Genomic DNA, 16613 nt, shown 5'->3' with positions numbered 1-16613 from the left:
TACTTTTAAACCAGAAATCTATGATCAGAGAATTCTCTTATAAGCAATTCGGAAATATAAAATTTACCCAAGAGGAGATGGATGGCATTATGCTGTCCAGAATTGAAGATCATATTAAGGTCTTGTTTTTACCCAAACAGACTAAAGTGCAGATCGATTTTCAGGAGTTTGAAATGGATCATGATTCGCTGCTTTTTGTGAATCCGAAAGTAATAATAAAACCACTTGAGAATAAGTTTAATGGGGAGCTGTTACTACATTTTAACCGTGATTTTTACTGCATTGAAATCCATGATCAGGAGGTGGCTTGTGACGGAATATTGTATAACAATGTTTTTGAAATTCCTTTTATTGCGCTCAATGAAAGCCAGTCGGCTGAGATTCGCAGATTAATAGAGGAGATCGACAATGAAATGAAATTCGAAGATTCAAATACCGAAGAAATGCTCCGAATATTGCTGAAATTTATAATTTTGAAATCTACCAGAATCTGGAAACAGCAGCATCTTTTGGCTGATACCGACCAGCAGGCTGATGTTCAGTTTCTAAGAAAGTTCAGCAAATTGGTAGAACAGCATTACAAAACACATCACAGCGTTGCAGACTATGCCGAAATGCTATATTTAACGCCTAAAAATCTAAGTAAGAAAATTGGTTTAATTAGTAAAGATACGCCAAACGAGATCATTAAAAACAGAATTATTCTGGAAAGCAAGCGTCTTTTGGCACATACAGCACTTACTGTTAAGGAAATAGCATACAGTTTGAATTATGATGACGATGCTTACTTTATTCGGTTTTTCACCAAAAGCACTGGTATTTCTCCGCTGACTTTCCGCAAGCAGTTTTAGAACATTTATGAATGAATATGATAGGGCATGACTTTTTTAAGTCATGTTTTTTTTTGGAGTAAACTCAAATCAGCCTATATGAATGTTTCATTTAGGAATATTTCAGGCGTTAGAATGCACAAGGGAAAATAATGCAGTTTAAGGAGAAATCTGTCCATTGTAAATCGTCGGCTGCTGATGCAACTTTGCAGTATCAAATTAACACAACAATTAGCGATGAACCTAAATATTAGAAGCCCAGAATGAAAAAGAAAAAAGTGCAGTGCAAAGCGAAAAGCATCCATTGTAACTCTTTTGAAATAAGAACAACTTTGCCTTATCAAAATAACAAATAAATAAATCACACATTAAAATTTAAAAAAATGAAAAACTTAATATTATCAATCGGACTATTTACTGCTTTATTGATTAACATGCAGTCTATTGCGCAAACAAAAAGAATTCCTGCTTCTTATGGAAGAGAAGAGTATATTGAAGTGGAAAAAAATGTAAAACTTCATATTACTGATTTGGGAGAAGGACAGCCGATAGTTTTAATTCACGGATGGCCTTTAAGTGATGCCATGTACGAATATCAATATGCGTATTTTGTTGAAAAAGGTTACCGCGTAATCGGAATCAGTCTAAGAGGGTTTGGTCTTTCTGATAAGCCAGGCGGAAAATACAATTATGATGTTTTTGCAGATGACATAAAAGTTGTTTTAGATAAACTTAAAATTGAAAATGCAACTTTGGGAGGCTTTTCAATGGGAGGAGCAACAGTAATTCATTATATTGCAAAATACAATGCAGCGCATATTTCTAAACTAGCTTTATTTGGAGCCGCAGCGCCAATCTGGACAAAAAGAGCAGATTTCAATTATGGTAATTGGACTAAGGCAGATATTGACGGATTAATTCAGCTTAACAATACAAACAGACCGCAGCTATTGGAGAATTTCGGACAAATATTCCCTGCTAATGCAACTAGCGTTTCTGCTGGATATGGAGCATGGTTGGGTACAATTCAGGCGCAGGCATCTCCTTATGCAATGGCTGAAGGCTTAAAAACATTAAGAGATACTGATCTTCGCGATGATTTGAAAAAGATTAAAATCCCAACATTAATCTTGCATGGTAAACTTGATAAAATCTGTTCTTATGATTTGGCAGAGCAGATGCATGCACTCATCCCAAATTCTACACTTGTGCCATTAGAAAAAAGCGGTCATGCTTTATTTATTGAAGAATTAGAGAAATTCAATTCAGAGTTATTAAACTTTATTAAAAAATAATAAACAGCAAAGGATTGGTCGAAAGATCAATCCTTTTTTTAATTCTAATCAAAAACATAATTTTATGAATAAAGTTGCACTATTATTTTTCCTGATTGTGCTTTCATCATGCAGTAATTCACAAGCGATAATCACATCTAAAAATTCCAATTTGCCTGAACCGGTTGGGCCTTACAGCCATTCTATCGAGTATGGTGATCTAATATTTGTTTCAGGACAAATAGGGATTGACCCTAAAACTAATATTCTTAAAAATGGGATTGATGAGCAGACTGTTCAAGTGCTTGAAAACTTAGAAACATTGCTTCAATCCAGTAATTCAGATATAGATCACATAGTGAAAACCACGATTTTTATCACCGATATAAAGCAGTTTGACATTGTCAATAAAATTTATTCCAGCTACTTCAAAGGGCGTTTTCCAGCCAGAAGCACTATCGAAGTGTCATCGCTGCCAAAGAATGCTTCTATAGAAATTGAATGTATTGCAGTGAAAATTCGAACATCGAATAATGGTATTCATTGAAATTATACTTCTTGAATAATATATTCGAACCTAAATTTATAAGATGTCTTATCCAAAATATATTCATTCTTTTCAATTAATTAAATTTAGATATCTTTGAAGCATATGCAACAAAAATTACGTGAACATATTGAAAAAATTATTCCGCTGACAGATGAAGAATTCACATTCGTAAGCGAGCATTTTTCAATTCAAAAATTTAAAAAACACCAGTTTATAATTCAGAAGGGTGCTCATGTTCCGTGTTTTTATTTTATAGTTTCAGGCCTTTTAAAGTTGGTTCATACTGACGATTCAGAAAAAGAACATGTTGTTTCTTTTGCTATGGAAGACTGGTGGGAAAGCGATTATTACGCCTTCTTTACCCAAACAGAAGCGACAATGTCTCTTGAATGCTTAGAAGATTCAGTGGTGCTTTGTTTTACGTTTGAAGATTATAAAAAACTATGTAACGGACTGCAGAAAATGGAGCGTTTCTTTTTAGAGAAAGCTAATTTTGGTTTTCTTGGTTCGCAACGACGTATTATTTCATGGATGACTTCCAATTCGCAAGAACGCTATGAACAGTTTCTAAAACAATATCCTACCTTAACCCAGCGAGTTCCCAAAAGTTTAATTGCTTCTTATTTAGGGGTTTCCCGCGAAACATTAAGCCGATTGTCATCCTAATGTGATAAACCTCACTTTATATTAGTGATAATTGTCAAGTGCTGATTCTGTTTCTTATTTCCAATTTTGCAGTATAAATTTTAAATAAACAAGAAATGGAAAAAAGAATCATAAATCCTTGGCAGTGGCAAAATGAACGCAGTTATGTACAGGCAGTAGAAGTAAAGAATCCAGAGGGAACTTTGTATGTTTCGGGACAGACTGCCATCAGCGCAGACGGAATCTCAAGTAATGAAGATATGGAATCCCAGATGAAACTTGCCATTAAAAATCTCGAACAGGTAATTGTTGAAGCAGGTTATGAATGCAGTGGGATTGTCAGACTCAATATCTACACCACAGCAACTGATGAGCTTTGGCCGCATTTCTCTATTATTCAGGATTGGGTTTCAAAACACAACATCAAACAAGCCACTACCTTAATGGAAGTGAAAAGTCTCTTTGAAACCTTAAAAGTGGAACTTGAAGCGACTGTAGTTAAATAATTTGTTTTCGGCAAACAGATATTTATTAAATAAAAAACCAATTCAGAAACGAATTGGTTTTTATGCATTATAGGTGTTTGTGAAAATTATTGATTTGTAGTTTTTTATGTTTTATACTCGGCATTTTGTTGGAGATTTAAGTTAAATTGAAACTCAGCTAAGAATTTACTAATACGAGCTATTTTTGTTTTTTTGCAATTCTGTCGGTGCGTAACCAAACTGTTTTTTGAAAGCAAAAGAAAAGTGCGATAAATTCTCAAAGCCAATTTCATAATAAACTTCAATAGGTTTTTTGTTTTTTTCGACAAGGTGATGATAAGCTAATTCTAATCTTTTTTGGGTTAGCCAGCGTTGAGGTGTATTGTTAAAAGCTTTATGAAAATCACGTTTAAAAGTTGTCAGACTTCGTCCTGTTAAATATCCAAATTTCTCCAAAGGCATATTAAACATATAGTTCTTCTCCATAAAAGAGATTAAATCAATTTTACCAGGATCATCAAAATCTGACAAAACAGAGTCTATATCCTTGCTAATAGTTCTTAGGATAGAAATTGCTTCGGTGATTTTTAATGATGCAATATTTTCTGGAAAGTTTTCCTGCATACTGAAATAAGGAATCAGAGAAGCCAGACAACTTTCAAGCAAAGGATGTTCTTGAAAACTGAAAACTTTAGATTGGACAATTTTTTGTCCTGTATTTTCATGATTATAAAATTCCCTGAGCCTTTTAGCAGATAAATGCATGGCAACCGCTTTGTGTGGAAGCCCATCTTTAGGAATATTAATAATAGTTGCCAATTGGTTTCTTGGTATCAAAAAAGTACTCCCTGCGCCAAACACAAAACTTTGATCTGCTTGAATAATTTTTGTTTCACCCGAAATTAACCACACAAGCAGATGATCGTTAAATGCAGCTTCCGTTTTAAACAATTTACCAGTGTAGTGGGAAAGTTTAATGTCTGGGTTTATATAATTTACCTGATAATCCATAAATTCTTGTGTGGTATAAAGATACAAATTTTAGCAGAAATCGAATTTAATTCCCGTCATGTCCTCACTTAATTCCCATAATTTTTTAGCGCTTATTTCATTTAATGAATAAGGCGCAACTCCACCAATTACAGACGTATTTGCATTCAAATCTGCTATATCTGCATTTTCACAATAAACGCCACCTATATTATTCAGAAGCGGGCTCGTAGCAGCCCAAACAGTTGTGGCAGCTCCCTGTGGAATTGTTTTTAATGAAGCTGCAACTTCCGGAAGAATATTACCTTCAGCATCGCTAAAGCCTAATTTTTGAAATAAATCAATAGGGGCTTCTCTAGATAATTCGGTTTCCCCAACGGCGCCAGGACACAAGGAGTAACTGCGAACATTATATGCTTTGGCACGATTATCAAGTTCGAGAGAAAATAGGTTTACAGCCGTTTTAGACTGCCCATATCCCTGTAAGGTTTCATATTCTCTATTTAAGAAATTAGGATCTTCAAAATTAAAATCCGAAAACTGATGCCCGCCAGAAGATACGTTAACCACTCTTGCGCCGTCTGCTTTCTTTAAGGCTGGCCATAACTTTGCTGTTAGCTGAAACATCGCCAGATAATTTGTAGCCAACTGTGATTCATAACCTCGGCTATCCCTGCGCAGAGGTACCCACATAATTCCTGCATTGTTAATAAGTAAGTGTAGTGGTTTGCCTGAATTTAAAAACTGCTGAGCAAAGGCGTTAACGGAATTTGGATCCATAAGATCCATTTCTTCGATTTGTACATTGGCAATTTTACCTAAATTTCTTTTCGCCTTTTCTACATCTCTTGCCGGAACAATGATAGATGCACCTGCTTGAGAAAGGGTTTTTACAGTTTCCAGACCGATTCCTGTATTGCCGCCAGTTACTATGACAGTTTTTCCCGTAAGATTAATTCTGTCTATAACTTCACTTGTTGTAGATTTGGCATTAAACCCTGAATTTAATGCTTTCTGTAATGCTCCTTGATAATTATTCTGTTCCATTTTTATTTGTTTTAATTTGTTGGAACAAAATTAGAGAGGATGAATAAGTTTAATTTTGTTTAAACGTCCGAAATTACTTTGTTTAAAAGTCCTCTTGAAAGAAGATCGTGTAGTATAAATATGAAATAATTAGGGGCGAACTTTTATACTGTAGCTAATCATCAACAAAATTAAATCCTATACCTTTGAAAAGCCAAAAATAAACCATGGAAAAGCTTAGAAAACATATTGAAGAAATTATTACTCTAACAGATGAAGAGTTTGAATCGATTAAGCCGTTTTTTACTATAAGAAGAGTATTAAAAAATCAGTATCTTATTCAGCAGGGCGATGATGCAAAATATGAATACATAATTATGAGCGGTATTTTCAGGGTTTTTTATCTTAACGAAGAAGGAAAGGAACACATCGTACAATTCGCCACAGAAAATTGGTGGATGTCTGATTATATTGCCTATTTCAATCAAAAGCCTGCAAACCTTTATGTGGTTTGTATGGAGCCTGGAGAAGTTTTATGCCTGACACTCGAGGGTAGAGAACAGCTCTCTGTAGCACTCCATAAGATGGAACACTTTTTTAGAGTAAAATTAACCAAAGGATATATGGCTCTTCAGCAAAGAATAGTTTCCTTGCTTTCTAATAATCCACAACAGCGTTATAAAGAATTTGCCGCGCTTTATCCAAATCTAATGCAAAAAATTCCCAAGAAATATATAGCCGAATATCTTGGTGTGAGCCGTGAAACCCTCAGCAGGCTTTACTCCAATAGTAAATAACATAACCGTTTATTCTTAAAGTGTGATTCTCATCACACTTTTTTTGTGACTTTCCTCCTCGTATTGAGGAGTAGAGCTGACATAAATTTGCTCTATAAATAATTTATAACAGCCTAAAAAATTACAGCAATGAAAAAACTTATGATTCTATCGATGGCAATTGCCTTTTTTTCTTCTTACGCACAAAATCAAAAAGAAAACACAGCACTAAAACAAAAAACAACTCTTAAAAGTGAAACTAAAATGAACAAGAGAATATTAATTATCGTATCGAATGCCAATGCAATTGGACCAAATAATAGAAGAACAGGTACTTTTCTTCCTGAAGTAGCACATCCTTATGCCGAATTTGACAAGGCAAATTATCAAGTAGATTTTGCAAGTTTAACGGGAGATACGCCTTATTTAGACGCTCTTAATTTGGCAAATGATCCTGACAATCTTGCCTTTCTAACAGGAAAAGGATGGGAAAAGATGCAGAAAGCCGTTAAGCTCTCAACTGTTGATGTTACTAAATATGATGCAGTTTTTGTACCTGGTGGACTAGCGCCAATGGTGGATATGCCAGAAAATGAACTGCTAAAAAAAGTGATTAAAGATACTTACGAACGAAATGTTGTTGTTGGTGCTGTGTGTCACGGCCCCGTATCTTTATTAAATGTAAAATTAAGCAACGGATCTTATTTGGTAAATGGTAAAAATATTACCTCTTTTACAGATGAGGAAGAAAGAGGTTATGCTATTGCAGACGTGCCTTTTTTATTGGAAACTGCATTAACGAAACAAGGTGCTAAATTTCACGCTGCTGCAGTATGGTCACCTCACAGTATCGCAGATGGCAATTTGGTGACAGGACAAAATCCTGCTTCCGCAAAAGGAGTTGCTGAAAAGATGATTGTTGTTTTAGAATCTTCTAAAAAATAATCTTCAAATCGTATTGGCCTTTTTCGCAAAGGAACAAAGGCCAATACGATTTCAGAATTAAAGAATAAAAAATAATTATAAAAGAAAAATCAAATGGAAAATCAAAATCCAGTTCATGTTTTTGCTACATGGAAAGTAAAAGAAAATCAAGTTGAAAACGTTTTGAATATATTAAAAGCGGTGCAGCATCAAAGCACAAAAGAAAAGGGGAATCTGTTTTATAAAATTCATAGAAGCAATTCTGATGCTAATGTGATATTGTTATTTGAAGGATATACTAATGAAACTGCTGTTGCAGAACATAGAAATTCAGCACATTTTCAAGATTTGGTTTTAGGCCAGATTGTTCCTTTATTAGAAAGTAGAGAGATTATTTTGGCGACGCCTGTAGATTATTTATAAAATAGAAAGGTATATATTGTATCAAATCTATTTGAACAAGTTTTGAAAGCGTTCAAATCTAGAGCAAAAGAAATTGGGTTCGTAATTGTAATTGTCTGTGAAGAGGCAAAAGACAGCTTTTGGTATGTATAGATTTTTCCAGCGAATAGCACCTGAGAAATCTAATTAAGATTTAATTGTTATTTTTGAGTTAATATCTCAATCAAGATTTTTTCTTGACTGCTAAATCTATATTTTTAAAATCTTAAAATGATACCTTTTAAAAAATGACTAAGAAGTTCTTAAAGAAAACTGCAATTAGTATTACGACCTTATTTCTGCTTTTAATAATTGTGCTAACAATTGTTCCGTATGTATTTAAAGATCAAATAACAAATAAATTAGAAAGTATAGCAAATGAAAATTTGGATGCAAAAGTGCGTTTTGAACAGATTGGACTTTCCGTTTTCAAACATTTTCCTGCCTTAACGGTTTATGCTAAAAATGTCAGCATAATCAGCAAAAAGAAACAGTTTGAAGCAGCAAGCATCGTAAAGGCGGGAAGAGTATCAGCTGGATTAAATTTTTATAGTTTATTGAAAGGCAAGATTGTTTTAGATGCGGTATATCTGGATGAAGCAGATTTAAACCTTGAAATCGATTCAAAAGGGAATGCCAATTTTAATATTCTAAAATCCTCTAAAACTCCTACAGATACCACGGAGACGGAATTTAATATTAAGCGAGTTGTCATTAAACAAACTAATATTTCATACAATGACAGAAGCGCACTTTTAAAATTTAAGGTTCAGGATTTGAACTATAAAGGGAAAGGTGATTTAAGCGCAGCTTTATTTGATCTTGATTCTAATGTAAAAATTAAGTCATTTGATTTTAGTTTAAACGGTGTTGACTATGTGCGAAATAAACCTGTCAATGCTGAAATAATCACTTACATAGATGCTAAAGCGCTTAAGTTTAAATTTGAGAAAAATGTTATTCGAATTAAAAATTTCCCGTTTTCCTTTAACGGTCATTTCGCGTTTATAAAAGGTGGATATGATTTTGATTTGCGCATGCAATCTAAAAATTCTACATTAGAAGAAATGCTCTCTCTCGTACCTCCAACTTACGATAAGTGGCGTGAAGAGATGACAATTACGGGCAATATTGATTTTAGAATTTTTGCACGCGGAAAATATATGCAAGACCTGTCAGAGAAACCAGTTGTTTCTGCTGATTTGCAGATTAATAAGGGTGCAATTGCCTATAAAAGAATTAAGGAGCCAGTAAAAGATATCAATATATCGGCCAAAGCAGAGGTTAAAGATTTAGATATTAATAAATTAAAGTTTGATCTGGAAAATCTCTCATTTAATCTTGATAAAAAGAAAACTACAATTAATTTCCATTCGGAAGGTTTCAAAAAGCCAAAAATTAAAACCGCTGTAAAAGCTGATTTAGATTTGGAAAAATTGAAGGAAGCCTTAAATCTGAACGATAATGATATTAGAGGCGACATTGCTTTGGATTTAAAAGCCGATGGTGTCTTTGAAAGAGGGTTAGGTTTTAGTCCGCGTTTAAACAAGGTAGATACTATAATAAAAAGCATACCTAAATTTCAGCTGACTCTTAATTTAAAAAATGGATTTGTTCAAAATATAAAGAAAAAGGACGCCATAAAAAACATTAGTTTAAATCTAGTGTTAACGGCTAAAGACAGTATTTTACGTAACGTTTCGGCCAAAATAGACAATTTGAATGCTGAGGCGTTGGGGAATTTTGTCCGCGGACGTTTTGAACTTCATAAATTATATCCTTTTACCGTAGATACCGAATTGGAATCGAAAATAAATTTAGCAGAAGTGCATAAATTTTATCCTTTAGACAGTTTAGAAGTTAAAGGAGATTTAAATCTAAAGGTAAGCATGCATGGAATTTTAAACCGCAAGCAGAAAAAATATCCATCTTCAAAAGTAGTTGTAAGTATTAGGAATGGATATTTGAAATCACTTAAATTCCCTAATATACCTGTTGAAAATATAAATCTAAATGCTGCGATAGCAAGTGAGAGAGGTACTGGAGAAGATTTAAATGTAAAATTACAGCAAGCTGAATTTGCTTTAGCTGGATCACCGTTTAAAGTTCAGGGTGAGGTCAGCAATCTCTACGATTTGGTTTACAATATCAAAACGCAGGGAACATTAGATGTTGGTAAACTAACCCAGATATTCCCCGTTAAAGACATGAGCATTTCTGGAGTTATCCAGACCAATCTGATTGCTAAGGGATCTAAAAAAGATATAGATGCCAAAAATTACGAGAATATTAAAAACGGAGGTAAATTAGAAGCTAGGAATTTAGTAATCAAGAGTGCCATGTTTACTGAGCCCTTTGAAATTTCTAAAGGAACATTTAAGTTCTTTAAAGATAAGATGCGTTTTGAAGAATTCAATGTAACTTATGGCAAATCAGATATTGTATTGAATGGCTATATTCATAACGTTTTGCGATATCTTTTTAATCGAAAATATCTACGTCAATTCAACGAAAAACTTAAAGCAGATATTAACCTTTCTAGTAATCAGATTGATGCAAACGAGTTTTTTGATATGATTGCAAAATATACAGATCAGAAAGCTGAAGAAGAAGCAATCCAAAAAACAGATTCTATATCTGTAGATGCAGCTCCTAAAAATAACACTGCAAAGAATAAAAATTATGTAATTAGGATTCCAAGCACAGCCGATTTAAAAATAGTGGCAAAAGTTAATAATCTTCAATTTGACACTTATAAGATTAAAGATTTTACAGGAACCCTAGCCGTTAATGATCGCAAAGTTCAGGTAACGGAAGCCGCTTTTAATATGGCTGGAACCAAAATGGCTATGACAGGTGATTATAAAGCCCAGCATCGTCGTTTGGCGAAATACAATGCAAATTTTAAAGCCAGTAATTTTGATATCCAACGTGCTTATGCAGAGATTCCGATTTTTGCCGAATTGGTTAGTATGGCTAAAGATGCTTACGGTTTGGTATCAGTTGACTACCAATTGGGAGGAAGCATCGATCAGAATATGGATATGGATTTTAAATCCATTGAGGGTGAGGGAACATTGACTTTGGAGGATATTAAATTTAAAAATTTCAAGCTTTTAAACCATGTAGCTAAAAAAGCAGATGCCGCTGACTTAGAGAAAGCCACTTTTAATAAAATTGCCATTCATTCAACCATAAAAAATAATGTAATGACTATAACGCCGACAACCATGAAAATGGCAGGTTTTAGGGCAAAATTGGAAGGGCAGGTTACTATGGATGGCAAAATAAATGTCGGATTTCGGGTAGGTCTGCCGCCAATGGGACTTATAAATATTCCGATGAAAATAACTGGAACGGCAGATGATTTTGAAATTTCGACGGGTAAATTTAAAGAAGACGCAACTTTTGCAGAAGAGAGCGAACTTAAAAATCTGCGTCCAGAAAATCGCAGGCCCAGAGAGAAAGATTCTTTGAACAGACCACATTCAAACACGGGAAATCCATAATCCATAATTAGGGATTCTTAAGTGCTATTTTTTGAATCTCTATTTAATTTTGTTAAGCCTGTAAAAAAATCAATTTGATTTGTGATTGTGCTGATACCAAACCTTCAATAAGCTGTTCTTATTTTGGGAAAGGGCAGATTGAGATTTTAATCTAGAAGAAAGATCCAAAGGTTCGAACCCAAGGTCTTTTAAAAAGGTTTTGATGTTGTTTTTTGAAGGGACATGGCTGCCTGCAAAATAGATTTCATCTTTCTTTTTTGTTATAAGTGACGTTTTTTTAGGCTCCAGCATTACTGGGCTGAAAAGCTTTACCACATGAGCATCAGGAAGCAGTGAAGCTGTAATCTGAAAAGTAAGGGCGCTGGTAATGCCCGATACCAAAAGTTTTGGATTAAAGATCAGTCCGCTGGTATGCACGATGATTTTGCCAGTCATATCAGGCAGCATGCCAATGGTTTTCTCGAGTTCTTCTCTAGGAACAAAAAGTATGATAATATCTCCCGAAGCAGCTTCTTGTAGCGAAACTAATCTGGTATTGATTATATTCTCAACTGTCTGCCGTATGAAGGAGTTGCCACGAGGATGGTTTATAAGAACTTCATAGCCCGCAGATGCTGCTCTCTGTGCCAGTTCAAGCGTTAGGCTTCCAATGCCGATGATTCCTATTTTCATATTTTTGTCGTTTAATAATGCCATCTGTTTAGAAATATGTTTAAAGTTATTATAATGATTTGATTTGCAATACAGTATTTCTACCTGTTTTCAAATTATTATTAGGAATGAAGGGATGAGGTTTTATTAGAAACTTTGGCTTTATAAATTAACTAGATCACTTTTCTGTATATTTAAATGAGATTCTTTTTAATAAGTATTCCATTGATTACTGTAAAAAAAGCGGATTATAGCATATGCTTTAATCCGCTTCTTAATAAAGTTTTTTTGATTTATGAATTGCCATAAAGGTTTGATTCCCCACCGTCAATTGCAATGGTCTGCCCATTTACATACTGGCATTCATCGCTAAGCAGAAAAGCGACAAGGTTACCTACATCTTCAGGTTTTCCTAGTTTTCTTGTTGGGTTTCTTTGTGCATATGTTGTTTCAGCAGCTTTTGGATCGGCTGGATTTACTTGTTTGAAAGCTTCCGCAACCATTGGAGTCAAGATAGCTCCAGGCGCGATTGCGTTGGTATATATTCCATCTTTACCATATTCTATAGCCGCATTTTTGGTCATACCTGAAACGGCATGTTTACTTGCAACATACGGCATCTGATTAATAACACCTCTTATTCCGCCAACAGAAGCAACGTTTACAATTTTTCCTCCGCCTTGTTTCTGCATAACCGGAATCACGTATTTCAGTCCGTAATACACTCCCATAAGGTTGATGTCAATTACTTTTTTGAAGATATTGATATCATAATCAACTATCGAAGCCTGTTTTCCTTCGATACCTGCATTATTGTAGAAACCATCTATGCGTCCAAATTCCTCAACTGTTTTGTCTACATAATTTTTTACGGCCTGTTCATCTGAAACATCAGCGACTATATTTATGATCTTTGCATCGGGCGCTACTGACTGAATTTCTACTTTAGCTTTTTCCAGTGCTTTGGCGTTGTAATCTACTATCGAAAGATTGGCTCCTTTTAACGCTACGGCTTTGCTTGCCGCTAATCCAAGTCCCATTGCCGCTCCAGTAATTATAATTGTTTTGTCTTTAAAAATGCTCATAATATTTAGTATTAATATTTGTTAATTGAAAAATCGTTCATTTAAAATCGAAATCATTAGATCATCCCCCTCCAAACCATATCAAAATAGTCGTCGATAAGTTGCTGATTCAATGGAAACAACTTTTGAATGATACCTGTAGAACACGAGCGTACTGCACCATCAAAAAAACTAATCAGTATAATGGCATCAATGGTCTTAATGATTCCTTCCTGCTGTCCCTTTTCTAAAAGATCATACAGAGGTTTGTTCTGTATTTCATATTCGGCCAGCTGTTTTGAGAAATTTATCTGTATGTATCGGGACTGTACATACTGATCGATGAATACGGTTTCATCATAATTTTTCAGCCTGTAGTTGAGCATATTGACATAAATCTGTTTAAGCGATTGCCTTGTAGGTAAATTAATATCAAAATCACAATACATTGCCTGCGTCATTTTATCTTCGACAGCTGCATAGGCGAGCTGTACTAGATCTTCTTTGTTTTTGAAATAGATATACAATGTTCCAGTAGCAATGCCAGCTGTTTTGCTTATGCCTGAAATATTAACGCTTGCTAATCCTTGTTTGCCGGTGAGTGCATATACGGACTTTAAAATTTTCTCTCTTTTTTCTGGATCTAAAGGTCTCATGTAGTAAAGTTAAATGAAAAAATATTCATTTAAAACAGTGAAATGCAAAATATAACTTTTATTTAAGGAATTTATTTGTTTCAATAGCGTAACACCCTTACAGTATGCTTTTTTATTTCCGCTTCAAACTCTTGATCTAATAATGAATGATTGAAATCTTAAGAATGAAAAAATTCCCAAACTCTTTAATGTTTTTGTTACATATATATAAAGGAGGTATCGAATTGATTTAATAACTAAAAACAAACGGGATGAAAAAAATATTGAAAATAGGAAGTTCTACAAAACACAAGTCCCCGGAATCACAGTAAGTACTTACTATAAGGTTCATCCAGCAGATAGGCAGATTTTTATACTTACTTATAATATATAAGTATAGATTGTCTGGCTGAGCGGAGCCGAAGCCTTTTGGGTTTTGGAATTTAGGATTTGAACATTGGTTTTAGTGAGGAGCTTAATCCCGCTATCCGCTACAATCTTTTGTGCCGAACCCCGGCACAAAAGGATTTCCACTACTATCGGGGCTAGGGCATCGGTTTTCAAAAGAAGATAAAGGAAAAACTTGGCGCCTTAGCGACACCGCGAGATTCAAAACGGCGGAAAACGGGTACTTTGGCATTTCAGATTTCCTGAAAAATCAAGTCCAAAGCGCAAACAGGACTGAAAATCTAGCAAAAAACAACATCGAAACCGACCAAAAATCACGAAAACCGCACCCGAACCCAGAAAAACCCTACGCAGGACCAAAAAAAGATGAAATGTAAAAACACCGTTGCCAGACAGTTAGGAAAAAGATCGGAAAAACATGAAAAAAACGGGGCGGAAAAGCTTGGAAAAGCGGAAAAAGGTTCTACTTTTGCACCCGCAACAGCGAAAACGCTCTTAGAAATTCAGGCAGGAAAGAAGAATCGTAAAGGAAATAAATTTTCAGAAAAAAGATTCGGAAAAGCTTGCGGGAAAAGAAAAAGCTTTTTACATTTGCACCCCGCAAAACGCGTAAAGCTCATTGAGATACTGGCATAGAAAATGGAAGAAGGAGGCGAAAAAAAAGCTTCAAAATTTTTTCAAATTTTTCTTGCGAGAAACAAAAAGAATTTTTAGTTTTGCACCCGCTTTGAGATACAGGCGAAAAGACAGAAATACACGTTCGTAGACATATTGAATTGACAGCCGTTCCGATGAAAATCGGAACAAAAGAAATAAGAGCAGTAGAATCGGAAGATTTTAAAAGAACCTGAATAAGGCATCGAGATATAATATTAAAATATACGATGAAGAGTTTGATCCTGGCTCAGGATGAACGCTAGCGGCAGGCTTAACACATGCAAGTCGAGGGGTATATGTCTTCGGATGTAGAGACCGGCGCACGGGTGCGTAACGCGTATGCAATCTGCCTTTCACAGAGGGATAGCCCAGAGAAATTTGGATTAATACCTCATAGCATTATAGGATGGCATCATTTTATAATTAAAGTCACAACGGTGAAAGATGAGCATGCGTCCCATTAGCTAGTTGGTAAGGTAACGGCTTACCAAGGCTACGATGGGTAGGGGTCCTGAGAGGGAGATCCCCCACACTGGTACTGAGACACGGACCAGACTCCTACGGGAGGCAGCAGTGAGGAATATTGGTCAATGGGCGCAAGCCTGAACCAGCCATGCCGCGTGCAGGATGACGGTCCTATGGATTGTAAACTGCTTTTGCACAGGAAGAAACACTTGCTCGTGAGCAAGCTTGACGGTACTGTGAGAATAAGGATCGGCTAACTCCGTGCCAGCAGCCGCGGTAATACGGAGGATCCAAGCGTTATCCGGAATCATTGGGTTTAAAGGGTCCGTAGGCGGTCTTGTAAGTCAGTGGTGAAAGCCCATCGCTCAACGGTGGAACGGCCATTGATACTGCAGGACTTGAATTATTGGGAAGTAACTAGAATATGTAGTGTAGCGGTGAAATGCTTAGAGATTACATGGAATACCAATTGCGAAGGCAGGTTACTACCAATTGATTGACGCTGATGGACGAAAGCGTGGGTAGCGAACAGGATTAGATACCCTGGTAGTCCACGCCGTAAACGATGGATACTAGCTGTTGGGCGCAAGTTCAGTGGCTAAGCGAAAGTGATAAGTATCCCACCTGGGGAGTACGTTCGCAAGAATGAAACTCAAAGGAATTGACGGGGGCCCGCACAAGCGGTGGAGCATGTGGTTTAATTCGATGATACGCGAGGAACCTTACCAAGGCTTAAATGTAGATTGACCGGTTTGGAAACAGACCTTTCGCAAGACAATTTACAAGGTGCTGCATGGTTGTCGTCAGCTCGTGCCGTGAGGTGTCAGGTTAAGTCCTATAACGAGCGCAACCCCTGTTGTTAGTTGCCAGCGAGTCAAGTCGGGAACTCTAACAAGACTGCCAGTGCAAACTGTGAGGAAGGTGGGGATGACGTCAAATCATCACGGCCCTTACGCCTTGGGCTACACACGTGCTACAATGGCCGGTACAGAGAGCAGCCACTGGGCGACCAGGAGCGAATCTACAAAGCCGGTCACAGTTCGGATCGGAGTCTGCAACTCGACTCCGTGAAGCTGGAATCGCTAGTAATCGGATATCAGCCATGATCCGGTGAATACGTTCCCGGGCCTTGTACACACCGCCCGTCAAGCCATGGAAGCTGGGGGTGCCTGAAGTCGGTGACCGCAAGGAGCTGCCTAGGGTAAAACTGGTAACTAGGGCTAAGTCGTAACAAGGTAGCCGTACCGGAAGGTGCGGCTGGAACACCTCCTTTCTAGAGCCCG

Annotated in this window: 15 protein-coding genes and 1 rRNA gene; 11 read left to right on the top strand and 5 right to left on the bottom strand. The window is 36.1% G+C overall.

The genetic code is table 11. From position 1 onward, the window contains the following. The first annotated feature begins 20 nt into the window (after positions 1-20). The 5 genes from QLQ96_RS02340 to QLQ96_RS02320 all read left to right on the top strand — a co-directional run bounded on the left by QLQ96_RS02340 (position 21) and on the right by QLQ96_RS02320 (position 3805). Positions 21-851, top strand: a complete 831-nt coding sequence (locus tag QLQ96_RS02340) for a helix-turn-helix domain-containing protein (RefSeq protein WP_482494352.1) — start codon at positions 21-23, stop codon at positions 849-851. Positions 852-1213: 362 nt separating this feature from the next. Further along, entirely contained in the window at positions 1214-2125 is a 912-nt protein-coding gene (locus tag QLQ96_RS02335) for an alpha/beta fold hydrolase (protein WP_482494351.1), read from the top strand. 64 nt (positions 2126-2189) lie between these two features. After that, positions 2190-2651 (top strand): RidA family protein, encoded by a 462-nt coding sequence (locus QLQ96_RS02330; RefSeq protein WP_482494349.1) that lies wholly within the window; start codon positions 2190-2192, stop codon positions 2649-2651. A gap of 105 nt (positions 2652-2756) precedes the next feature. Continuing rightward, a complete protein-coding gene (locus QLQ96_RS02325; RefSeq protein WP_482494347.1) occupies positions 2757-3320 on the top strand; it encodes a Crp/Fnr family transcriptional regulator in 564 nt (187 codons plus the stop codon). Between the two features lie 95 nt (positions 3321-3415). Continuing rightward, the gene (locus QLQ96_RS02320; protein WP_482494345.1) at positions 3416-3805 is read left to right on the top strand and encodes a RidA family protein; all 390 of its coding nucleotides are present in this window, start codon (positions 3416-3418) and stop codon (positions 3803-3805) included. 168 nt (positions 3806-3973) lie between these two features. Here the strand turns inward: QLQ96_RS02320 and QLQ96_RS02315 are convergent, their stop codons facing one another. Further along, the gene (locus QLQ96_RS02315) at positions 3974-4795 is read right to left on the bottom strand and encodes a helix-turn-helix domain-containing protein (RefSeq protein WP_482494344.1); all 822 of its coding nucleotides are present in this window, start codon (positions 4793-4795) and stop codon (positions 3974-3976) included. A gap of 30 nt (positions 4796-4825) precedes the next feature. Then, positions 4826-5821: an SDR family NAD(P)-dependent oxidoreductase gene (locus QLQ96_RS02310; protein ID WP_482494342.1), complete on the bottom strand. Its 996-nt coding sequence runs from the start codon at positions 5819-5821 to the stop codon at positions 4826-4828. 206 nt (positions 5822-6027) lie between these two features. Here QLQ96_RS02310 and QLQ96_RS02305 point away from each other — a divergent pair, with 206 nt between their 5' ends. The 4 genes from QLQ96_RS02305 (at position 6028) to QLQ96_RS02290 (ending at position 11450) form a co-directional block, all read left to right on the top strand. Next, positions 6028-6597, top strand: a complete 570-nt coding sequence (locus QLQ96_RS02305; protein WP_482494340.1) for a Crp/Fnr family transcriptional regulator — start codon at positions 6028-6030, stop codon at positions 6595-6597. A gap of 129 nt (positions 6598-6726) precedes the next feature. Continuing rightward, the gene (locus QLQ96_RS02300) at positions 6727-7521 is read left to right on the top strand and encodes a type 1 glutamine amidotransferase domain-containing protein (RefSeq protein WP_482494339.1); all 795 of its coding nucleotides are present in this window, start codon (positions 6727-6729) and stop codon (positions 7519-7521) included. Positions 7522-7614: 93 nt separating this feature from the next. Beyond that, positions 7615-7923, top strand: a complete 309-nt coding sequence (locus QLQ96_RS02295; RefSeq protein ID WP_482494338.1) for a putative quinol monooxygenase — start codon at positions 7615-7617, stop codon at positions 7921-7923. Positions 7924-8189: 266 nt separating this feature from the next. Continuing rightward, positions 8190-11450 carry an AsmA family protein gene (locus QLQ96_RS02290; protein WP_482494336.1) on the top strand — a complete coding sequence of 1087 codons (3261 nt, stop codon included), beginning with the start codon at positions 8190-8192 and terminating at the stop codon, positions 11448-11450. 69 nt (positions 11451-11519) lie between these two features. Here the strand turns inward: QLQ96_RS02290 and QLQ96_RS02285 are convergent, their stop codons facing one another. From QLQ96_RS02285 to QLQ96_RS02275, 3 genes are all read right to left on the bottom strand, one after another. Next, complete coding sequence (locus QLQ96_RS02285; protein ID WP_482494334.1) at positions 11520-12146, bottom strand: NAD(P)-binding domain-containing protein; 627 nt, start codon at positions 12144-12146, stop codon at positions 11520-11522. 248 nt (positions 12147-12394) lie between these two features. After that, complete coding sequence (locus QLQ96_RS02280) at positions 12395-13186, bottom strand: glucose 1-dehydrogenase (protein WP_482494332.1); 792 nt, start codon at positions 13184-13186, stop codon at positions 12395-12397. 56 nt (positions 13187-13242) lie between these two features. After that, on the bottom strand, positions 13243-13821 hold the full coding sequence (locus tag QLQ96_RS02275) for a TetR/AcrR family transcriptional regulator (protein ID WP_482494330.1): 579 nt from the start codon (positions 13819-13821) through the stop codon (positions 13243-13245). 753 nt (positions 13822-14574) lie between these two features. Between QLQ96_RS02275 and QLQ96_RS02270 the strand changes: the two genes are divergently transcribed. Further along, a complete protein-coding gene (locus QLQ96_RS02270; RefSeq protein ID WP_482494328.1) occupies positions 14575-14844 on the top strand; it encodes a hypothetical protein in 270 nt (89 codons plus the stop codon). A 245-nt stretch (positions 14845-15089) separates the two neighbouring features. Further along, a 16S ribosomal RNA gene (locus QLQ96_RS02265) occupies positions 15090-16603 on the top strand. Positions 16604-16613 lie beyond the last annotated feature (10 nt).

The organism is Flavobacterium sp. B167r, assembly GCF_056824315.1.
This window is presented reverse-complemented; position numbering and strand designations above follow the sequence as displayed.